The sequence below is a fragment of the Microbulbifer sp. SH-1 genome (assembly GCF_011326135.1).
Taxonomy (GTDB): Bacteria; Pseudomonadota; Gammaproteobacteria; order Pseudomonadales; family Cellvibrionaceae; genus Microbulbifer; species Microbulbifer harenosus.
In genome coordinates, this window is record NZ_CP046948.1 from 907,661 (window position 1) to 923,825 (window position 16,165).

Below are 16,165 nucleotides of genomic sequence, written 5' to 3' on the forward strand. Positions count from 1 at the left end.
CGCATGCCTCGTATTGCGTCGGGCAGCGGTGCTGCATAGAAATTTCCTCACTAGCTAAAGTAGAACAACCCATTGTTCCGGGGGGCCGGAAATGGATCTTGTGCGCGCGATTGGCAGTGCGGGCATTTTTTTGGTCGAATACACCGCATCCAACGCGGATGAAAGATGCTCGGGCGCAGTGGCTTGAAATGCCAAAATCCAGCGCCAGATTAGCAATCGTAAAAATGGTTAAACCGAGGAGGCGCGCGCTTTGGCAGAAAACAACTCTCTCAGCCGGCAGATGTTTGGTCTAACGGTGCGCAAAAACGCGCATCCGGACATGCGCCGGCTTCGGCGGGAAGCGGGGGATGCTAGCCTGCACGGTAACAAGTTCTGGAAGAGTTCCTGCCTGACGATGGATTACCTGACGAAGAATCCCCTGATCAAAGGTGCGCGGGTTCTGGATCTGGGATGTGGCTGGGGGCTGGGTGGAATTTTCTGTGCCAAGGCATTTGACGCGAAGGTGACCTCGCTGGACGCGGACCCCTCTGTATTCCCCTTTGCGGAGTACCACGCGGCGCTGAACGGTGTGGAAATCAAAACCTGGCATTGCCGTTACGAAAAGGTTACCCAGGCGGCGCTGGCAGAGTTCGATGCGGTGATCGGCACCGATATCTGTTTCTGGGACAAGCTCGAAGCGCCGCTTTTCAATCTTACGCGCCGCGCACTGCGTGCCGGTGTGGACCGCATTGTGCTGGTCGATCCGGGAAGGCCGCCGTTCCGGCAGTTGGCCGAGCGTGCGGTGGAAAAACTCGACGCTGGTTATTTCGAGTGGCAGACTCAGCGCCCAATCAAGGCTACAGGCTGCATCCTGCACGCCTGTGCATAGGAACCGCTGAATCACTAGTGCGCAAGCGCCTGGTGGCGTTCACGCGCTATGTTTTTCAAGAGTCTCCTCTCAACCCTTCATTTGAGGTTTGCAATGCACTACGACAAATCCAGTATTCCCTCCGCCGACGATGCCCTGCCGGGCCGTGCGGATGCAATGCCTATCAGCGGGAAACACTTTGTGTCCGGGCATCCGATGAAACCGCCGTTCCCAGCGGGACTGGAGCAGGCGGTATTCGGCATGGGGTGTTTTTGGGGTGTCGAGCGGCTGTTCTGGGAGGTGGGTGGGGTTTACGTCACCGCCGCCGGGTATGCCGGTGGTCATACGCCAAACCCGAATTACCGCGAAGTGTGCAGTGGCGGTACCGGTCACGCGGAAGTGGTGCTGGTGGTATTCGATCCCGCCAAAGTCAGTTATGAGGAACTGCTGCGTTACTTCTGGGAAGAGCATGACCCTACCCAGGGTATGCGCCAGGGCAATGATCTGGGCACGCAGTACCGCTCCTGCATATACACCTACGGCGATGAGCAGTTAGCCCAGGCAAAGGCGTCAGAAAAGGCCTTTCAGCAGGCGCTTCAGGAAAAAGGGTTCGGAGCCATCACCACCGAGATTCGCCCCGCGCCGGAGTTTTTTTACGCGGAAGAGGATCACCAGCAGTATCTGGCCAAGAATCCCGGCGGCTACTGTGGTCTTGCCGGTACCGGCGCCTGCCTGCTGCGCTGATCAGGTATCAGAAGACTCAGTGCGCGGATACAGAATGTGTGCGCACCAGTCGCTCCAGCTGCCGGGATAGAGTCGGCCTTTGCGTCCGATCAGCTGCAGTGAAAACAAATTGACGCATGCGGTTACGCCAGACCCGCAATAGCACACGATATCGTCGTCGGCGGGAATACTCTGCCAGTGTTCTTTTAACGCGGGCAGGGGTTTTACATAGCCGTTGTCGTCGGTCACACACTGCCAGGGTTTGTTGACGGCTCCTGGAATATGGCCTGCAATGGGGTCGATTGGCTCTTCATTGCCCAGGTAGCGCTTGCTGTCGCGGGCATCCACCAGTTGCCAGGGCGGATTCTCCAGGTGCGTATAGATGTCCTCGTAGTGCAGCAGCTCGTCGTTGTTGGCGGTTGCGGAAAAGCTGCCTGTTGCGGTGGGTATCGCCACACCGGTTTCAATGTCAAACCCCGCCGTTTTCCATCCGCTGAAACCGCCATTCAGGATGGCGACGCTCTCGTGTCCGAAATGTCTCAGCAACCACCAGGCGCGGGCGGCAAAGGCGAAGCGCTGATCGTCGTAGACGACAACCTGGGTTTCGGCACTGATGCCGGCGCCACGGGCAAATTCTGAAAACTGTTGTGCGGTGGGGAAAGGGTGGCGGCCGCCATAGCGCGCGCAGGGTGCAGATAGATCCCGATGGAGGCTGGCGTAGCGGGCTCCGGGTATATGGCCATCGAGAAACGCCCGCTTTCCGGCTCCGGTATCCGCAAGATCGTAGCGGCAGTCGAGAATGACGATTTGGTCACTGCCTTGCGCCCGCTGCGCAAGCAACAGTGCCAGTTCGGAGGCTTCAACCAAACTCTGATAGTTCATAGCTACTGCTTTTTTCTAATCGTTATGGGGCCAAATTAAGTCCCCGAACCGGATTTGTCCAGCTCAGTGTGCCTCCGAATAGCGGCTTCCGGCGGGTGTCTGTCGCAGCCGTTGCGCCTCTTCTTTTTCTTCTGCGGACTGAACTGTCTTTTCTTCCTCGGGCCGCGGCGAGACCGCCGTTTCGTCTTCTGAGTTCAATTCCTGTTTTGCGCGCTCTGCTTCCAGTTCCGCGATTTTTTTCTCAAGCTCCGCCTGCTGTGCCAGTTCTTCCCTGCGGCAGCTGGCCGCCGTTTCCACTACGGGCTGTAGTGGTTCATTGAGGAATGCGGCGGCCGCCTGTTCGGCACAGTCACTCGCGGAAATAACATCGTGAGCCAGCTGGGGAAACAATAGCCATTGGTGATTCGGCAGTTTTTTGCGCGCAGTGTCGGCGTCTTCGGCGGAGAGTACCGGGTCCAGTGCGCCGTGCATCACCAGGGTCGGCACTTCGGTTTTGATGGCACGGGATTCGATCAGGGCCGCCGAGGGAATGGCCCAGATACGGCACTGTATCTGCATCATGTCGATGTCCGAGCGCACCGAGCCGCCCAGGGTGCCGCTGGTGGCCGCCGACTGGCGTGCCTGCTCGAAGTCCACAAACGGCGCTTCCTCGTAACAGAAGTGGCTGATGCCGGCGGCGTCGCCAAAGTTGGGGTCGAGCACCAGGCCCATGAAATTCGCAATGGCGGGTTTCAACAGTTCTGCCTGTTCGGACTCCAGCTCCTGAATGATGGCCGGCAATTCCTTGTAGAAATTTTCGTTGTACAGCGCCTGGAACAGAACTCGCAACAGGCGCTGACCGGAGAGCACGAAGGGGTACGATTTGCCCGAATGAATATTGCCTGTGTCCACCGTGAGTGGTGATTCGTCCAGCTTCTGCACCACGGCCTCCAGGCGGCGCTTCAGATCCGGATAGCGCTTGTTGCATTCGGCATCTTTGCTGCAGTAGTCGATGCCGCGCTGGTAGGCAGCGATAACATCCTGGGGCAGTTGCTGGGTGTAGATAATGTTGGGGAAGACCGCGCTGTTCAGCACCATGGCGCGCACCGAGTCGGGAAAATCCCGCGCGACGGTGAGCGCGTAGCGGCTCGCATAGGACACGCCGTACAGATTCAGTTTGGGAACGCCCAACGCCTGGCGCAGGGCTTCGACGTCTTTGGCCACCGCAGCGCTGTTGTACTGGGCGAGATCGGCGGTTTCACTCAGCCGGCTATAGCAGCGCTCCATGCTGTAGGTGAATACCCGTGATTCTTCGTCCGTACTGAGATTGCGGGTAAATGCCAGGTCGGCGTCTTTGATGAACTCGTCGCAGGCAAGCCTTGGTGAAGCCATACCGGTGCCGCGGGGGTCGATAACGATCAGGTCGCGGCCGTCTTCAACACTCATGCCGGCGTAGTTGACCCACAGCCAATCGCTGGCATTTTCAGGTTCCAGCCCCATGCTGGCGCCAGGGCCGCCGGCCCCCAGGTGGAGCAGCGGTTCTTTATCCGGATCGGTAATATTCGCGAAAAAGCGCACTACCGGGAACTGGATCTTGCGCCCGGCGGGTTTGGCGTGATTTTCCGGCACTTCCATCATGTAGCACTGGGTGGTCGGCCAATTGCTCTCGGTATCGAACCAGCAGGGTTTTGGAATCAGGCGGCTGACGTTCTGGGGCGCCGACTTTTCTTCGGGGGCGCAACCGGTGGTGGCGAACAGAACCAGAGAGAAAAACAGTGTCAGGGCGGCTGCTGAAAAGCGTGTGGGCATAATCGGGTACGTCTGGATTGATGGTTTCCCGGCGCTCAGGGGCCGGGTCTGGGGCCGATGCGGGCAATGGGCGCGGACAGGTTCCAGCGCAGCGCCGCGAGGCGGATACTCAGGGTAACGAGGATCGCAATCGCCACGACGGCTTTGCCCGGCAGAGCCTCGATGTCGTCCAGTATCACCAGAGCTGCGGCGCCACTCAAGGCCGCGGTGGCATAAATTTCACGCCGCAGCAGCAGGGGGATGTCGCCACAGAGGATGTCGCGGATCAGGCCGCCAAAGGTACCGGTCATCACGCCCATGACGATGGCGATGGCGGGGGAGTGGCCGAGATCTAGGACTTTCTGGGTGCCGATCACCACAAAAACCGCAAGCCCGGCGGCGTCGGCGATCATCAGCAGGCGCATGGGCACCTGCAGGTAGCGAATGAGGTAGAAGCTGATGATCCCGGTGGCCACGGCGATCCACAGGTAGTGGCTGTCGGTGAGCCAGAAAACCGGCATATTCAGAATGATGTCGCGGGTGGTGCCGCCGCCAACGGCGGTCACGCAGGCGAGAACCACCGCACCGAACAGATCCATCTGCTTATGACCGGCCGCCAGTACACCGGTAAAGGCGAAAACGACGATGCCGATCAGGTCGCACCAGTACAGCAGTTGTTCCATGGAGAAGAATTCACGCGTAGGTTTACAGTCAGCGGAGGATTATGGTGGGACTTGGGAAGAAGGTACAGAGTGCGCGGCGGCTTGAATGGAGCGGTGTGGCGGTACTGCTACCGGGCGCCGCCTTGTAAGACACGCCGTGAACCCATCCATGGGGGCTCTTCCGCGAGGTGGCCCGGCCGCTCCATGTATTCGCGGCGCCTTCGGCCCCTCTCGCGGAAGGTCTTACAAGGCGGCGCCCGGTATCAGTACCTTCGCATCACGCGAAGTGGTGCTGATCAAGCAATGTTAGAAAAACGCCTGCAATCCAGTCTGCGCACGCCCCAGAATCAGCGCGTGCACATCGTGCGTCCCCTCGTAGGTGTTCACCGCTTCCAGGTTCATCACATGGCGGATCACATGGAATTCATCGGCAATACCGTTGCCGCCGTGCATATCGCGGGCGATGCGGGCGATGTCGAGGGCCTTGCCGCAGTTATTGCGTTTAACCAGGGAAATCATCGTGGGGTCGAAGCCGGTTTTCTGTTCGTCCATCAGGCGGCCCACCCGCAGTGATCCCTGCAGGCCCAGGGCGATTTCGGTCTGCATGTCTGCGAGCTTTTTCTGGAACAGCTGGGTCTGGGCCAGCGGCTTGTTGAACTGCTTGCGGTCGAGGCCGTACTGGCGTGCCGCGTGCCAGCAGAATTCGGCGGCCCCGAGTGCGCCCCAGGAGATGCCGTAGCGCGCGCGGTTCAGGCAGCCGAAGGGACCGCCGAGGCCTTTGATATCGGGGAAACGGTGGTCTTCGGAGACGAAGACATTGTCCATCACGATTTCGCCGGTGATGGACGCGCGCAGGGAGAACTTGCCTTCAATCTTCGGCGCGCTCAGACCTTCCATGCCTTTTTCCAGCACGAAGCCGCGGATATCGCCTTCGTCGTCCTTGGCCCAGACCACAAAAACGTCGGCAATCGGGCTGTTGGTGATCCACATCTTGGAGCCGCTGAGGCGGTAGCCGCCGTCTACTTTCTTAGCGCGGGTTTTCATCCCGCCGGGGTCGGAGCCGGCGTCCGGTTCGGTGAGGCCGAAGCAGCCCACCCATTCGCCGGTGGCGAGTCTGGGCAGGTATTTCTCTTTCTGGGCTTCGCTGCCGTAGGCGTAAATCGGGTGCATGACGAGGCTCGATTGCACGCTCATGGCGGAGCGGTAGCCGGAATCGACGCGCTCCACCTCGCGCGCCACCAGGCCGTAAGACACGTAGTTGAGGCCGGCACAGCCGTAGCCGTCGATGGTGGAGCCCAGCAGGCCCAACTCGCCCATCTCATTCATGATCTCGCGGTCAAAAATCTCGTGGCGGTTGGCTTCGAGCACCCGCGGCATCAGTTTGGATTGGCAGTACTCGCGGGCGGTGTCGCGGATCATGCGTTCTTCGTCGGAGAGCTGGCGATCCAGCAGGAGGATATCGTCCCAGTGCGCCAAAGGCTGGTTTTTGCTCATGGTTCGGGTCCGTGCGGTTTGTGGTTTGCGGATTTCGGGCATTCGCCGCGCATTCGGGGCAGCCCATCTCTCTTTGTTCAATCTTAGGCAAATGGCCGGCGACTCTCGGGTTCCGGCGAAGGCAAGGTGCTCCGCGGAAGCGAAGTGGCGCCGCGTCCGGTTCGAATACCGGGTCATCATAGCCGACCTGTTCCGGGACTTCGATAATGTGATCACTTTTTTGCGGGTGGATTGCAGCGGATTATGCGGGATGGTCGTTTTCTCGCCGGCAGGTAAACAAACGTAAAACGCCTTGGCGCCCCGGTGGAAATTTCGATAATGGGTAAATGCGGTTATTTCGAATAGAAATTATGGGCTTTTTGCCGAAGTTGACCTTAGTGGGTGCCTTGACGGGCGCGCTTTCCCTGACTGCCTGCGGCAACCAGCCGCTGCCACCTGAGCTGCCACAACAGACTCTCGGGTTGCCCCAGCAATTCAGTGCTTCGGGTTCACTTGCGCCGGATCAGCGCTGGTGGTTGAGCTTTGGCGATTACGAGCTCGATCAGCTGGTGAACATGGCGCTCGCTGCCAATCCCGACCTACAGGCCACCTATTGGCGTCTGCAGCAGGCCGATGCCGCCGCGGCCCAGGCGCGCAGCGGTTTTTGGCCGCGTCTCACCGGTACCCTGGAAAATACCGAGCAGCGCCGTGCTTCCACCAATGACTTTGATTTTTCCGGTGCCGAGAACGAAGGCAACAGCTGGAGCGGTAGCCTTGCCGCCGGTTACGAGGTGGATCTGTGGGGCCGGGTGCGCAGTGGCGCGCGCGCGGCGGAGGCGGCGCGCCTGGCCCAGGAGGACAGCCTGCAGATCGCGGCGCTGACCCTGGTAGCGGAAGTCTCCGGGGTCTGGATGCAACTGCAGGAAGCCTGGGGGCAGCAGCGCCTGCTCGCTCAACAGCTGGAGATCAATCGCAAAACCCTGCGTGCGCTGGAGTTGCGATTTGGCGGGGGTGTCGGCGCAGCGGCGGACGTATTGCAGCAGCGACAGCTGGTGCAGCAGTCACTGCAGGAGCTGGACCAGAGCCGCGCGGACGCCCGGATTCTCCTGACCCAGTTGGCCGCACTGCTCGGCACCAGTGGGGAGGAGTTGCCGGCGTTTGTTCACCAGCGCGAGGCGCTGCCGGATCTGCCAGCGCTGCCCGCCACGGGTGTGCCGTCGGAACTGCTGCTGCGCAGGCCGGATGTGCGCCGCGCCCAGCGCGAGTTGCTGCAGGGGCATTACCTGGCGGACCAGGCCTGGGCGGAGCGCCTGCCGGCACTGACGCTCAGCCTGTTTTTCAGCGGTGGCGGTCGTTCGCTTTCGGATATTGCCGAAGACTGGCTGTTGAATCTGAGCGCGGCCATCGACGGTGTGATTTTTGATGGCGGCAATCTGGCCGCCGCCGAGCGCCAGCAGAAGGCGGTGGAGCAGGAGCGCTGGGCGGCGTTTCGCAATACGGTGATGCAGTCACTGTCGGAGGTGGAGCAAGCGCTGATCAATGAAGAGGCTATTCGCGAACGCCTGCGGCATCTCGAAACACGCTCGCTGCTGGCGGATCAGATCACTGTGCGCCAGCGGCGCGCCTACGGCCGCGGTACGGTGGATTTTCTCAATGTACTGACCGCCACCAATAATCAACAATCTCTCGAGCGGCAGCTGCTGACAGCGCGCCGCGAACTGCTGGAAAACCGGGTAACACTGTACCGAGCGCTTTCCGGGGGACTGCCGGCAGACGATCTGCCCGCGCCCGCGGCGGTAGAGCTGGAAGTTTACCGGGCGGAGAACAACTGATGTCGAAGTATCCGTTGCTGGACAAAATCAACTGGAGTATTGCCATTCCGGTGCTGCTGATCGTGCTGGCTTCGCTGCTCTCAAGCTGGCTGCTGCGGGAAAAGCCCACCATGCAGCGGGGGGAGCGGAAGGCACCACCACTGACCGTGGATGTGGCCCTCGCCGAGTACGGACAGTTCCCGCTCACGGTGCGCGCTCTGGGCAAGGTAAGCGCGCGGGAACTGGTGGAATTGCAGCCACAGGTCGACGGCCGCGTGGAGTGGCTCAATTATGATCTGGGACCCGGCTCTACCCTGAAAAAAGGCGAGCTGTTACTGCGTATCGAACGCGAACCCTACGAGCTTGCGCTGCAGACTGCGCGCAGTACCCTCGCCGAGCGCCGCGCAGAACTGCAACAGGAACAGGGGCAGCGCAAAGTGGCGCAGGAGGAGTTCGAGCTGTTGGGCGACTCGCTGCCAGATGCGGACCAGTCGCTGGTACTGCGTGAGCCCCAGTTGGCCGCCGCGCGCGCCCGCGTCGATGCTGCCGCAGCGCAGCTCAGACTGGCGGAGCGCGACCTGCGCCTGACCAGTATCTCTGCCCCCTTCAATGCGCTATTAGTTTCCCGCAGTGTCGATATCGGCGACCGCGTCGCCCCGGGCACGGTGATGTATACCCTCGCCGGTGCGGACCGTTTCCAGATCGAAGTGGAAGTGCCGGCGAGCCAGCTTCCGCAGCTCAATACGCCGCAAGCGCAGGTGCGCATCCGTGGCAGCCAGTGGCCTTCAGGCGAGTTCCGTCAGGGGCGTTTTGTGCGGGTGATTCCGGTGCTGGAAGAACAGGGGCGTCTGGCGCGGGTACTGGTAGAATTGGACGATCCGCTGGGCATTGAAAACCCGTCCCATCCGCAGCTGTTGCTGAACGACCTTGCACGGGTGGAAATTACCGGCCGCGCCAAGGGCCAGCAGGTACGTATTCCGCTGACGGCACTGCAGGACGGCAACCAGGTTTGGGTGGTGGAGAATGGCAGGATTCATATCCAGCCGGTGGAGGTTTCCCATTTCGACGGGGAATACGCGATTCTGGAAAGTGGCCTGCGCGGTGGTGAAACCCTGGTGACCACGCGCCTCACCAGTGTGACGGAAAATATGCCCGTGCGCACCGCGGAAGAAGCGCGCAGCCGTCCGTCCGGGCAGCCGGGTTCGTCAGCGTTGCCGGAGGAGAAAGTGTCTCCACGCAGGTCTGCGCCCGAGGATCAGGGAGAGTCGAGCCCTCCGCCATTACCGGAACCCAGTGAGAAAAGCCGCAAGGCCGGCACCGACGGTGAACGCGGATGAGCAGCAATCACGACATCGAAGCGTATGACGGCAAGCGCCGCCGCTCGCCGGTGGATACCCGCCACGGTGCCATCGCGTGGATGACCCGCAATCACGTCACCGCCAATCTGCTGATGCTGGTATTCCTGATCGGCGGTCTGTTTTTCTCCTTCTCGATCAAGAAGGAGGTATTCCCGGATTTCAGCCTCGACATGGTCACCGTCAACATTTCTTATCCGGGCGCCAGCCCGGAAGAGGTGGAGCGCGGGGTGCTGGTGCCGGCCGAGCAGGCCATTACCGGTCTTGTGGGCATTAAGGAGCTGCGCGGCAGTGCCGGGGAGGGCAGTGCGAGCCTGACGCTGGAACTGGACGAAGACGCCGACGGCAATAAAGTGTTCCAGGATGTGCAGGCGGCCATCGACCGCGTCAGCACCTTTCCTTCCGATATCGAACGGCCCCAGGTCAGCCTGGCGGAGCGCAAGCGCGATGTACTGGATATCGTGGTACACGGCAACGTGGATGAACGCACCCTCAGGGAGTTTGTCATGCAGGTGTATGACAAACTCGAAGCACATCCGGACATTACCCAGCTTGAGGCCTATGGAGTCAAGGATTACGAAGTGGCGATCGAAGTCGATCGCGACGATCTGCGCCGCTACAACCTCTCGCTGCCGGATATTGCCGCGCTGGTACGCAATGCCGCCGTCGACGTTCCCGCGGGCGGGGTGAAATCGGAAGCGGGCGAGATTCTGGTGCGGGTGACCGAGCGCAAGGACTGGGCGCGTCAGTTCGGCGAGATCGCCGTAGCCCGTACGGACGGGGGCGGCACCGTGCGCCTGCGGGACATCGCCAGAATTCGCGACGCGCTGGTGGATGAACCTCGCAATATGGTTTTCAACGGCGAGCCCGCGGCCGGTATCGATGTTTTCCGCATTGGCGATCAGACCCCGATGAGCGTCAGTGAGGCCACCCACGAGGTGCTGGCGGATTTGCGCGAGACCCTGCCGCCGGGCATTCATGTAAGCGTGCGCGACGACGATTCGGAAATCTTCAAGGAGCGCCTGGCGCTGCTGCTGAAAAATGGCTTCCTCGGCCTGCTGCTTGTGTTCGTGGTGCTCGGTGCGTTTCTCGAATTGCGTCTCGCGTTCTGGGTAACCCTGGGCATTCCCACCAGCTTTCTCGGTGCACTGCTGTTCCTGCCGGCGATGGATATTTCCATCAACATGGTGAGCATGTTCGCGTTCATCATTGCGCTCGGCATCGTGGTGGATGACGCGATCATCGCCGGGGAAAACATTCACGAATGGCGCCAGCGCGGCTACAGCAATTTCGAGGCCGCGGTGGCCGGTGCGCGCCAAGTGGCGGTACCGCTGACGTTTGCGATTCTCACCAATATCGTCGCGTTTATCCCGCTGATGGAGCTGCCCGGCTTTATGGGCAAGATATTCGGCGTGATTCCCTATGTGGTGGGTGCGGTGTTCGTCATCTCCTGGGTGGAGGCGCTGTTCATCCTGCCCGCGCACCTTGCGCACTCCAAACGCGGCTACAAGAGCCGCGCCGCGCGCCGCTTTGCCGCGCGCCAGAAAATGATCGCCCGCAGTCTGGATCGCTTTGTTGAGCAACGCTTCAAGCCCGCTCTGGATCTGTGCGTGCGCCACCGCTATATCACCATTGCCATTTCTGTGGCCATCCTGATTGTGATGACCGGCTACGCCGCCAGCGGCCGCATGGGTTTTACCCTGATGCCGAAAGTGGAACGGGATTCCGGGCGCGTGGAAGTTACTTTCCCGCCGGGCACCGCGGAAGCGCAGTTGGATCGCGCGCGCAAGCAGATCATGAGTGCGGCGGATGAGATTCTTGAGGAAACTGGTCGCGAGGGCATTTTCATCGGTATGCGCGGACTGATCCGCGATGACTCGGTTCAAGTAGACGTTTACCTAACCCCCGGCGATCAGCGCGAGATCACCACCGGCGAATTTGTCAGCCGCTGGCGCCGAGCCGTGGGCCCGGTTCCCGGCGCACTGAGCTCCAGCTTTGCCAGCGACCGCGGCGGCCCCGGCGCGGGGCCGGCACTAACTGTGGAGTTGCGCCACACCGATACGGATCTGCTCGAACAGGCGGCACAGCAACTGGCGGAGGCTCTGAAAGGCTTTCCCGCCGTGGGCGATATCGACGCGGGCGTTTCCCAGGGCAAGCGCCAGCTCGACCTCACCCTCACCGATACCGCAAAAAGCCTCGGCCTCGCCGCCGAAGACATCGGCCGCCAGCTGCGCGCGTCGCTTTACGGTACGGAAGCTTTCCGCCAGCAGCGCGGGCGCGATCAGGTGAAGGTGATGGTGCGGCTGCCGGAGCAGGAGCGGGTAACCCTTGATGATGTAAACAACATCATGATTCGCGCGGACAACGGTCTCTGGTTGCCGCTGCCAGATCTGGTAGAAATCGAGCAGGGTCGCGCCTACGCGGCCATCAATCGCCGCGAGGGGCGGCGGGTGATGACGGTGACGGCAAATGTGGAGCCGGCGGATCAGGCGGCGTTGGTGATCAATGAGTTGAACCAGAGTGTGATGCCGCAGCTGCGCGCGCAGTATCCGGGCCTTTCTCTTTCCTATGAGGGGCGCCAGGCGGAGGAGCGGGAGGGGCTTTCCTCTCTCGGTGTTACCTTCTCGCTGACGTTGGCGGTGTTGTATTTTCTGTTGGCGATTCCTCTGAAGAGTTACATTCAGCCGCTGACGGTGATGGTGGCGATTCCGTTTGGTGTGATCGGGGCGTTGCTGGGGCACCTGGTGATGGGCTACGGGCTCAGTATGGTGAGTATGTTGGGGATGGTGGCGCTGGCGGGGGTGGTGATCAACGATACGCTGGTGATGATTGAGTACGGGAACCGTTTGCGGGAGCAGGGTATGCCGATCACCGATGCCATCAAGGCGGCCGCTGCACGACGTTTCCGTCCGATCATTCTCACTACGGTGACGACCTTCTGTGGTCTGATGCCGATGATTTTCGAAACGTCGGTGCAGGCGAAATTCATGATTCCTATGGCGATTTCTCTTGGCTACGGAATTCTTGCGGCGACCACGATTTCCCTACTGTTAGTCCCTTGTCTTTATCTGATGTTTTCTCGGGATATTCCGGCGCTGTTTGGGATGATGAGAGGACGAACTCTGAATCGCCCAGCTTCCTGATTTTCACTCCGCGTCGTTTGTGCTTTGGGCTGGCGTGGTGGCGGCAAAGCACTGGGTAACCCTTTTTGAAACCGCCATGAATACATCCCTGTAGGCTGCGTCGGAAACATCCCTGTTTCCGACGCTTTCAAAAAGGGTTACCCAGCACTTTCCCTTCAATTCATTTTTATGCACTTCGTTAGCAATGGCGCTTACGGAGTGATGAAATTGGAATCGAAGGTGGAGCGCTGGGTGGCTGCTTTCAGGACTGTCGCAAACAGGGACGTTTGCGACAGAGCGTACAGGGATGTATTCACAGCGGTCCTGAAAGCAGCCACCCAGTGATCCGCCGCCACAGGGCCTGCATCAACACTCCAAAGAGGGGGCTGCGGAGCGCCACTCCCAAAAATGCCTTAATCCCGCCGCAAATGGTCCTTGATCGCAATGGGATTGGGGAAATTCAAAACCACCATATAAGAAGAGACCAGGAAGGTAAGAATCGCCGTCGCCTGGATCAGGTGCGACGCAGCGCTGCCAATCAACTGTTGGCTCATGGCCAGATACGCAATCAATAGCGAAAACTCACTGATCTGTCCGAGGCGGAAGCCGATATCCCACGCGAGTATGGTTCTCTCGCTCTGTTGCCCGAGCAAATAGCGGAATACAACCGGTTTGATGGTGAGTACTGCGACGGCAGCCACCAGCGCCGGCAGGGCAATTTCCGGGACCATGTCGAGATGGAATTGGGCGCCGAGGCTGAAGAAGAAGAGGATCAGGAAGAAGTCCCGTAACGGTTTCAGGCTGAGCGCGATGTATTGCGAAATAGGGCTGGTGGCGAGGGTGATGCCGGCGATGAAGGCGCCGATTTCCCGCGACAGGCCCACCACTTCGGCGAGTTCGGCGAGGCCCATGCACCAGCCGAGGGCGAGCAGGAAGACGTATTCGTGAAAGCGGTCAAATTTTGCCAGCAGTGGCTGCAATACATATCGAACAGCGCCCCACGCGAGGGCGATGAGCAGGGGCAGGGCAGCGAAGGAGATGCCGAGGCGGGGGAAGTCGACGGTGCCGGTGCTGCCGCTCAGCAGGATCATGAGGCAGGCGATGGCGACGAAGTCCTGGAACAGCAATAGGCCGACCATCATTTCACCGAGGTGTTTGTGGTGCAGTACGGTGGTGGGCAGGAGTTTGATGCCGATGATGGTGCTGGAGAACATCATGGCCATGCCGATGACCCAGGATTCGGTGTTGGTGAAGCCGAAGAGTTTGCCGATGGCGTAGCCTAGGCCGAGGAATATCAAACAGCTGATGATGCCGACGAAGGTGGCTTTGCGCAGGACGGAGATGAGCGCTTTGGGCTGCATGTCGAGGCCGAGCAGGAACAGCAGGAAGACGATGCCGATGCTGGACATTTCGGCCATGAGTGCGACGTTGTCGATGATGCCGAGGACGGAGGGGCCGAGCAGGACGCCGAGGGCGATGTAGGCGACTAATAAGGGTTGCCGTCCCCAAAGGGCGAGTGAGGCGACGATGGCGGCGCCGCTGAAGATCAGGAAAAACGACTGGAACAGGGAGGTCTCGGGCACTGCGCGTCCTTGTAGCAGACTGGAGAATTACGTTGTTCGGGCATTATGGTTGTGGATTGGCAGGCTTTTCAATGGGCTCTGCGAGTTTTGGTGCTCTGGCTTGCCACTGTGGCGGTCAAGCGTCAGGTACCCATTTTCAGAACCGAGCTAGGCGCCCCCCTTCAATACATCCATGTAAGCTGCGTCGCAAACGTCCCTGTTTGCGACGCTTCTGAAAATGGGTACCCGACGCTTGACCTTCATTTTTGAGTGACGCTCTCCGTAAGCATTGGGTACAAATCAAAGTTTGAACCAGCGCAAACTCTCACCTTTTTCAGACAAGACCGGCTGCTCACATTTTTCCCCAGACGGATTTCCCAGAATCGGGCGCGCCTGCCGGATAAATTCGCTCAGGGGTGTGTCGAGCTTTTCCGGAGCTGAAATATTTGTGTCAAAACACAGCGCAAGCGGATCGTCTGCTTTCAATCCCTGATAGCGCCATACACCGTGGCTGGTGTCGTACTGGTAGTAGGGCAGCATGCGGTGGCCGTGTTCGGCGATGAGTTCGATGGCGTCGATCAGGTAGTCGACGGTTTCCTCGTCGAGGAAGTAGTTGAAGTTGAGGCGTACCCAGCCCGGCTTGAGGATGCTTTCGCCTTGGCTGACGAGTTGTTCGATGGCGGTGCTCTGTTCGTCGGTGAGGTGCAGCAGGTGGTGGCCGTAGGGGCCGGCGCAGGAGCAGCCGCCGCGGACTTGGATGCCGAAGAGGTCGTTGAGCAGGGCGACGACGAAGCCGTGGTGCAGGGGTTTGCCGTCGTGCAGCAGGTGCAGGGAGACGATGCTGACGCGTTCGGCGCTAGTGCCGCCGAGGATCTGGATGTTTTCGTTGGTGCTCCAGCGGGTGAAGGCGCGGGCGAGCCAGTGGGCTTCGTGGGCTTCGATAACATCGGCACCTACCTGGTCTTTGAGGGCAAATGCCATGCCGGCGCGCACGGATTCGACGATGGCGGGGGTGCCGGCTTCTTCGCGGCGTTCGCCGGCGGGCAGGTAGGTGTGGCGCCCGGGGCTTACCCAGGAGACGGTGCCGCCGCCGGTGACGGCGGGTTGGTTCTGGGGCAGCAGGGAGCGGCGTACGATGAGCAGGCCGGGAGTGCCGGGGCCGCCGACGAACTTGTGCGGGGATATGAACAGGGCATCTTTGCTGCTGAGTTCATCTTCGCCCCGCACATCAATCCTGACGTAGGGCGCGGCGGCGGCGTAGTCCCAGAAAGACAGGGCGCCGTTTTTGTGCAGCAGGCGGGTGACGGCGTTGACGTCGGTGCGGATGCCGGTGACGTTGGAGGCTGCGGAGAAGCTGCCGATTTTCAGTGGGCGCGCGGCGTACTGGTCGAGGGCATTCTGCAGTGCTTCGAGGTCGATTCCGCCGGCGGCATTCAGCGGGATAGTGACGACGTCGGCTATGGACTCCCGCCAGGGCAGGTCGTTGGAATGGTGCTCGTAAGGGCCGATGAAAACCACTGGGCGTTTGTCGTCGGGGATCTGTGCGGTGCTGCCGCCGAACCGACGGTAACAGTCTGTGCGCAGGCCGAGGGAGTCCACGAGACGGTTGACTGCGGCGGTGGCGCCGGCACCGCAGAATATGATCGCGTGATCGTCGCCGGCATTGACGGACTTTCGGATCGCCGCGCGCGCCTGTTCGCGAAAGGCGGTGGTCTGGCGGCCGGTGGCGGAGGTTTCGGTGTGGGTGTTGGCGTACCAGGGCAACACGCGGTTGCGGATGGCGTCTTCAATAAAACGGAGCGCACGGCCTGAAGCGGTGTAGTCGGCGTAAATCAGCGGGCGCTGGCCGAATGGTGTCTGCATCGGCATGCGTTCGCCAATCACATTGTCGCGGATGCGCTGGAGCAGGGATTCGGTTTTGGTACCGGCTTCTGGTGAACCGTTTACGGACATGACAACCT

11 protein-coding genes are annotated in these 16,165 nt (G+C 60.5%); 5 read left to right on the forward strand and 6 right to left on the reverse strand.

The annotated features are described in order from the left end of the window. The first annotated feature begins 250 nt into the window (after positions 1–250). Both GNX18_RS04120 and msrA read left to right on the forward strand, forming a co-directional pair. Positions 251–868, forward strand: a complete 618-nt coding sequence (locus GNX18_RS04120; protein ID WP_138235446.1) for a methyltransferase — start codon at positions 251–253, stop codon at positions 866–868. 93 nt (positions 869–961) lie between these two features. Further along, the gene (gene msrA / locus GNX18_RS04125) at positions 962–1,591 is read left to right on the forward strand and encodes a peptide-methionine (S)-S-oxide reductase MsrA (protein WP_166215574.1); all 630 of its coding nucleotides are present in this window, start codon (positions 962–964) and stop codon (positions 1,589–1,591) included. Here the strand turns inward: msrA and GNX18_RS04130 are convergent, their stop codons facing one another. From GNX18_RS04130 to GNX18_RS04145, 4 genes are all read right to left on the reverse strand, one after another. Beyond that, positions 1,592–2,452: a sulfurtransferase gene (locus GNX18_RS04130; RefSeq protein ID WP_166215576.1), complete on the reverse strand. Its 861-nt coding sequence runs from the start codon at positions 2,450–2,452 to the stop codon at positions 1,592–1,594. It lies immediately after the preceding gene. 63 nt (positions 2,453–2,515) lie between these two features. Further along, on the reverse strand, positions 2,516–4,240 hold the full coding sequence (locus GNX18_RS04135) for an alpha/beta fold hydrolase (RefSeq protein ID WP_240914222.1): 1,725 nt from the start codon (positions 4,238–4,240) through the stop codon (positions 2,516–2,518). 35 nt (positions 4,241–4,275) lie between these two features. Then, positions 4,276–4,902 carry a trimeric intracellular cation channel family protein gene (locus GNX18_RS04140; protein WP_166215578.1) on the reverse strand — a complete coding sequence of 209 codons (627 nt, stop codon included), beginning with the start codon at positions 4,900–4,902 and terminating at the stop codon, positions 4,276–4,278. Positions 4,903–5,187: 285 nt separating this feature from the next. Beyond that, entirely contained in the window at positions 5,188–6,375 is a 1,188-nt protein-coding gene (locus GNX18_RS04145) for an acyl-CoA dehydrogenase (protein ID WP_138235450.1), read from the reverse strand. 377 nt (positions 6,376–6,752) lie between these two features. Here GNX18_RS04145 and GNX18_RS04150 point away from each other — a divergent pair, with 377 nt between their 5' ends. Genes GNX18_RS04150 through GNX18_RS04160 form a run of 3 tightly spaced genes read left to right on the forward strand, consistent with a single transcriptional unit; the run spans position 6,753 to position 12,663 of the window. Then, positions 6,753–8,186, forward strand: a complete 1,434-nt coding sequence (locus GNX18_RS04150) for an efflux transporter outer membrane subunit (RefSeq protein WP_240914342.1) — start codon at positions 6,753–6,755, stop codon at positions 8,184–8,186. Further along, positions 8,186–9,502 carry an efflux RND transporter periplasmic adaptor subunit gene (locus GNX18_RS04155; RefSeq protein ID WP_240914224.1) on the forward strand — a complete coding sequence of 439 codons (1,317 nt, stop codon included), beginning with the start codon at positions 8,186–8,188 and terminating at the stop codon, positions 9,500–9,502. Before GNX18_RS04150 ends, GNX18_RS04155 begins: the two co-directional genes overlap by 1 nt. Continuing rightward, positions 9,499–12,663, forward strand: a complete 3,165-nt coding sequence (locus GNX18_RS04160; RefSeq protein ID WP_166215580.1) for an efflux RND transporter permease subunit — start codon at positions 9,499–9,501, stop codon at positions 12,661–12,663. Before GNX18_RS04155 ends, GNX18_RS04160 begins: the two co-directional genes overlap by 4 nt. Before the next feature lie 392 nt (positions 12,664–13,055). On the opposite strand, the gene GNX18_RS04165 is transcribed toward GNX18_RS04160, so the two are convergent. After that, positions 13,056–14,225, reverse strand: coding sequence for a cation:proton antiporter (locus GNX18_RS04165; RefSeq protein ID WP_166215582.1), 1,170 nt, complete (start codon positions 14,223–14,225; stop codon positions 13,056–13,058). A 279-nt stretch (positions 14,226–14,504) separates the two neighbouring features. Beyond that, positions 14,505–16,157 (reverse strand): aminotransferase class V-fold PLP-dependent enzyme, encoded by a 1,653-nt coding sequence (locus GNX18_RS04170; RefSeq protein ID WP_166215583.1) that lies wholly within the window; start codon positions 16,155–16,157, stop codon positions 14,505–14,507. Positions 16,158–16,165 lie beyond the last annotated feature (8 nt).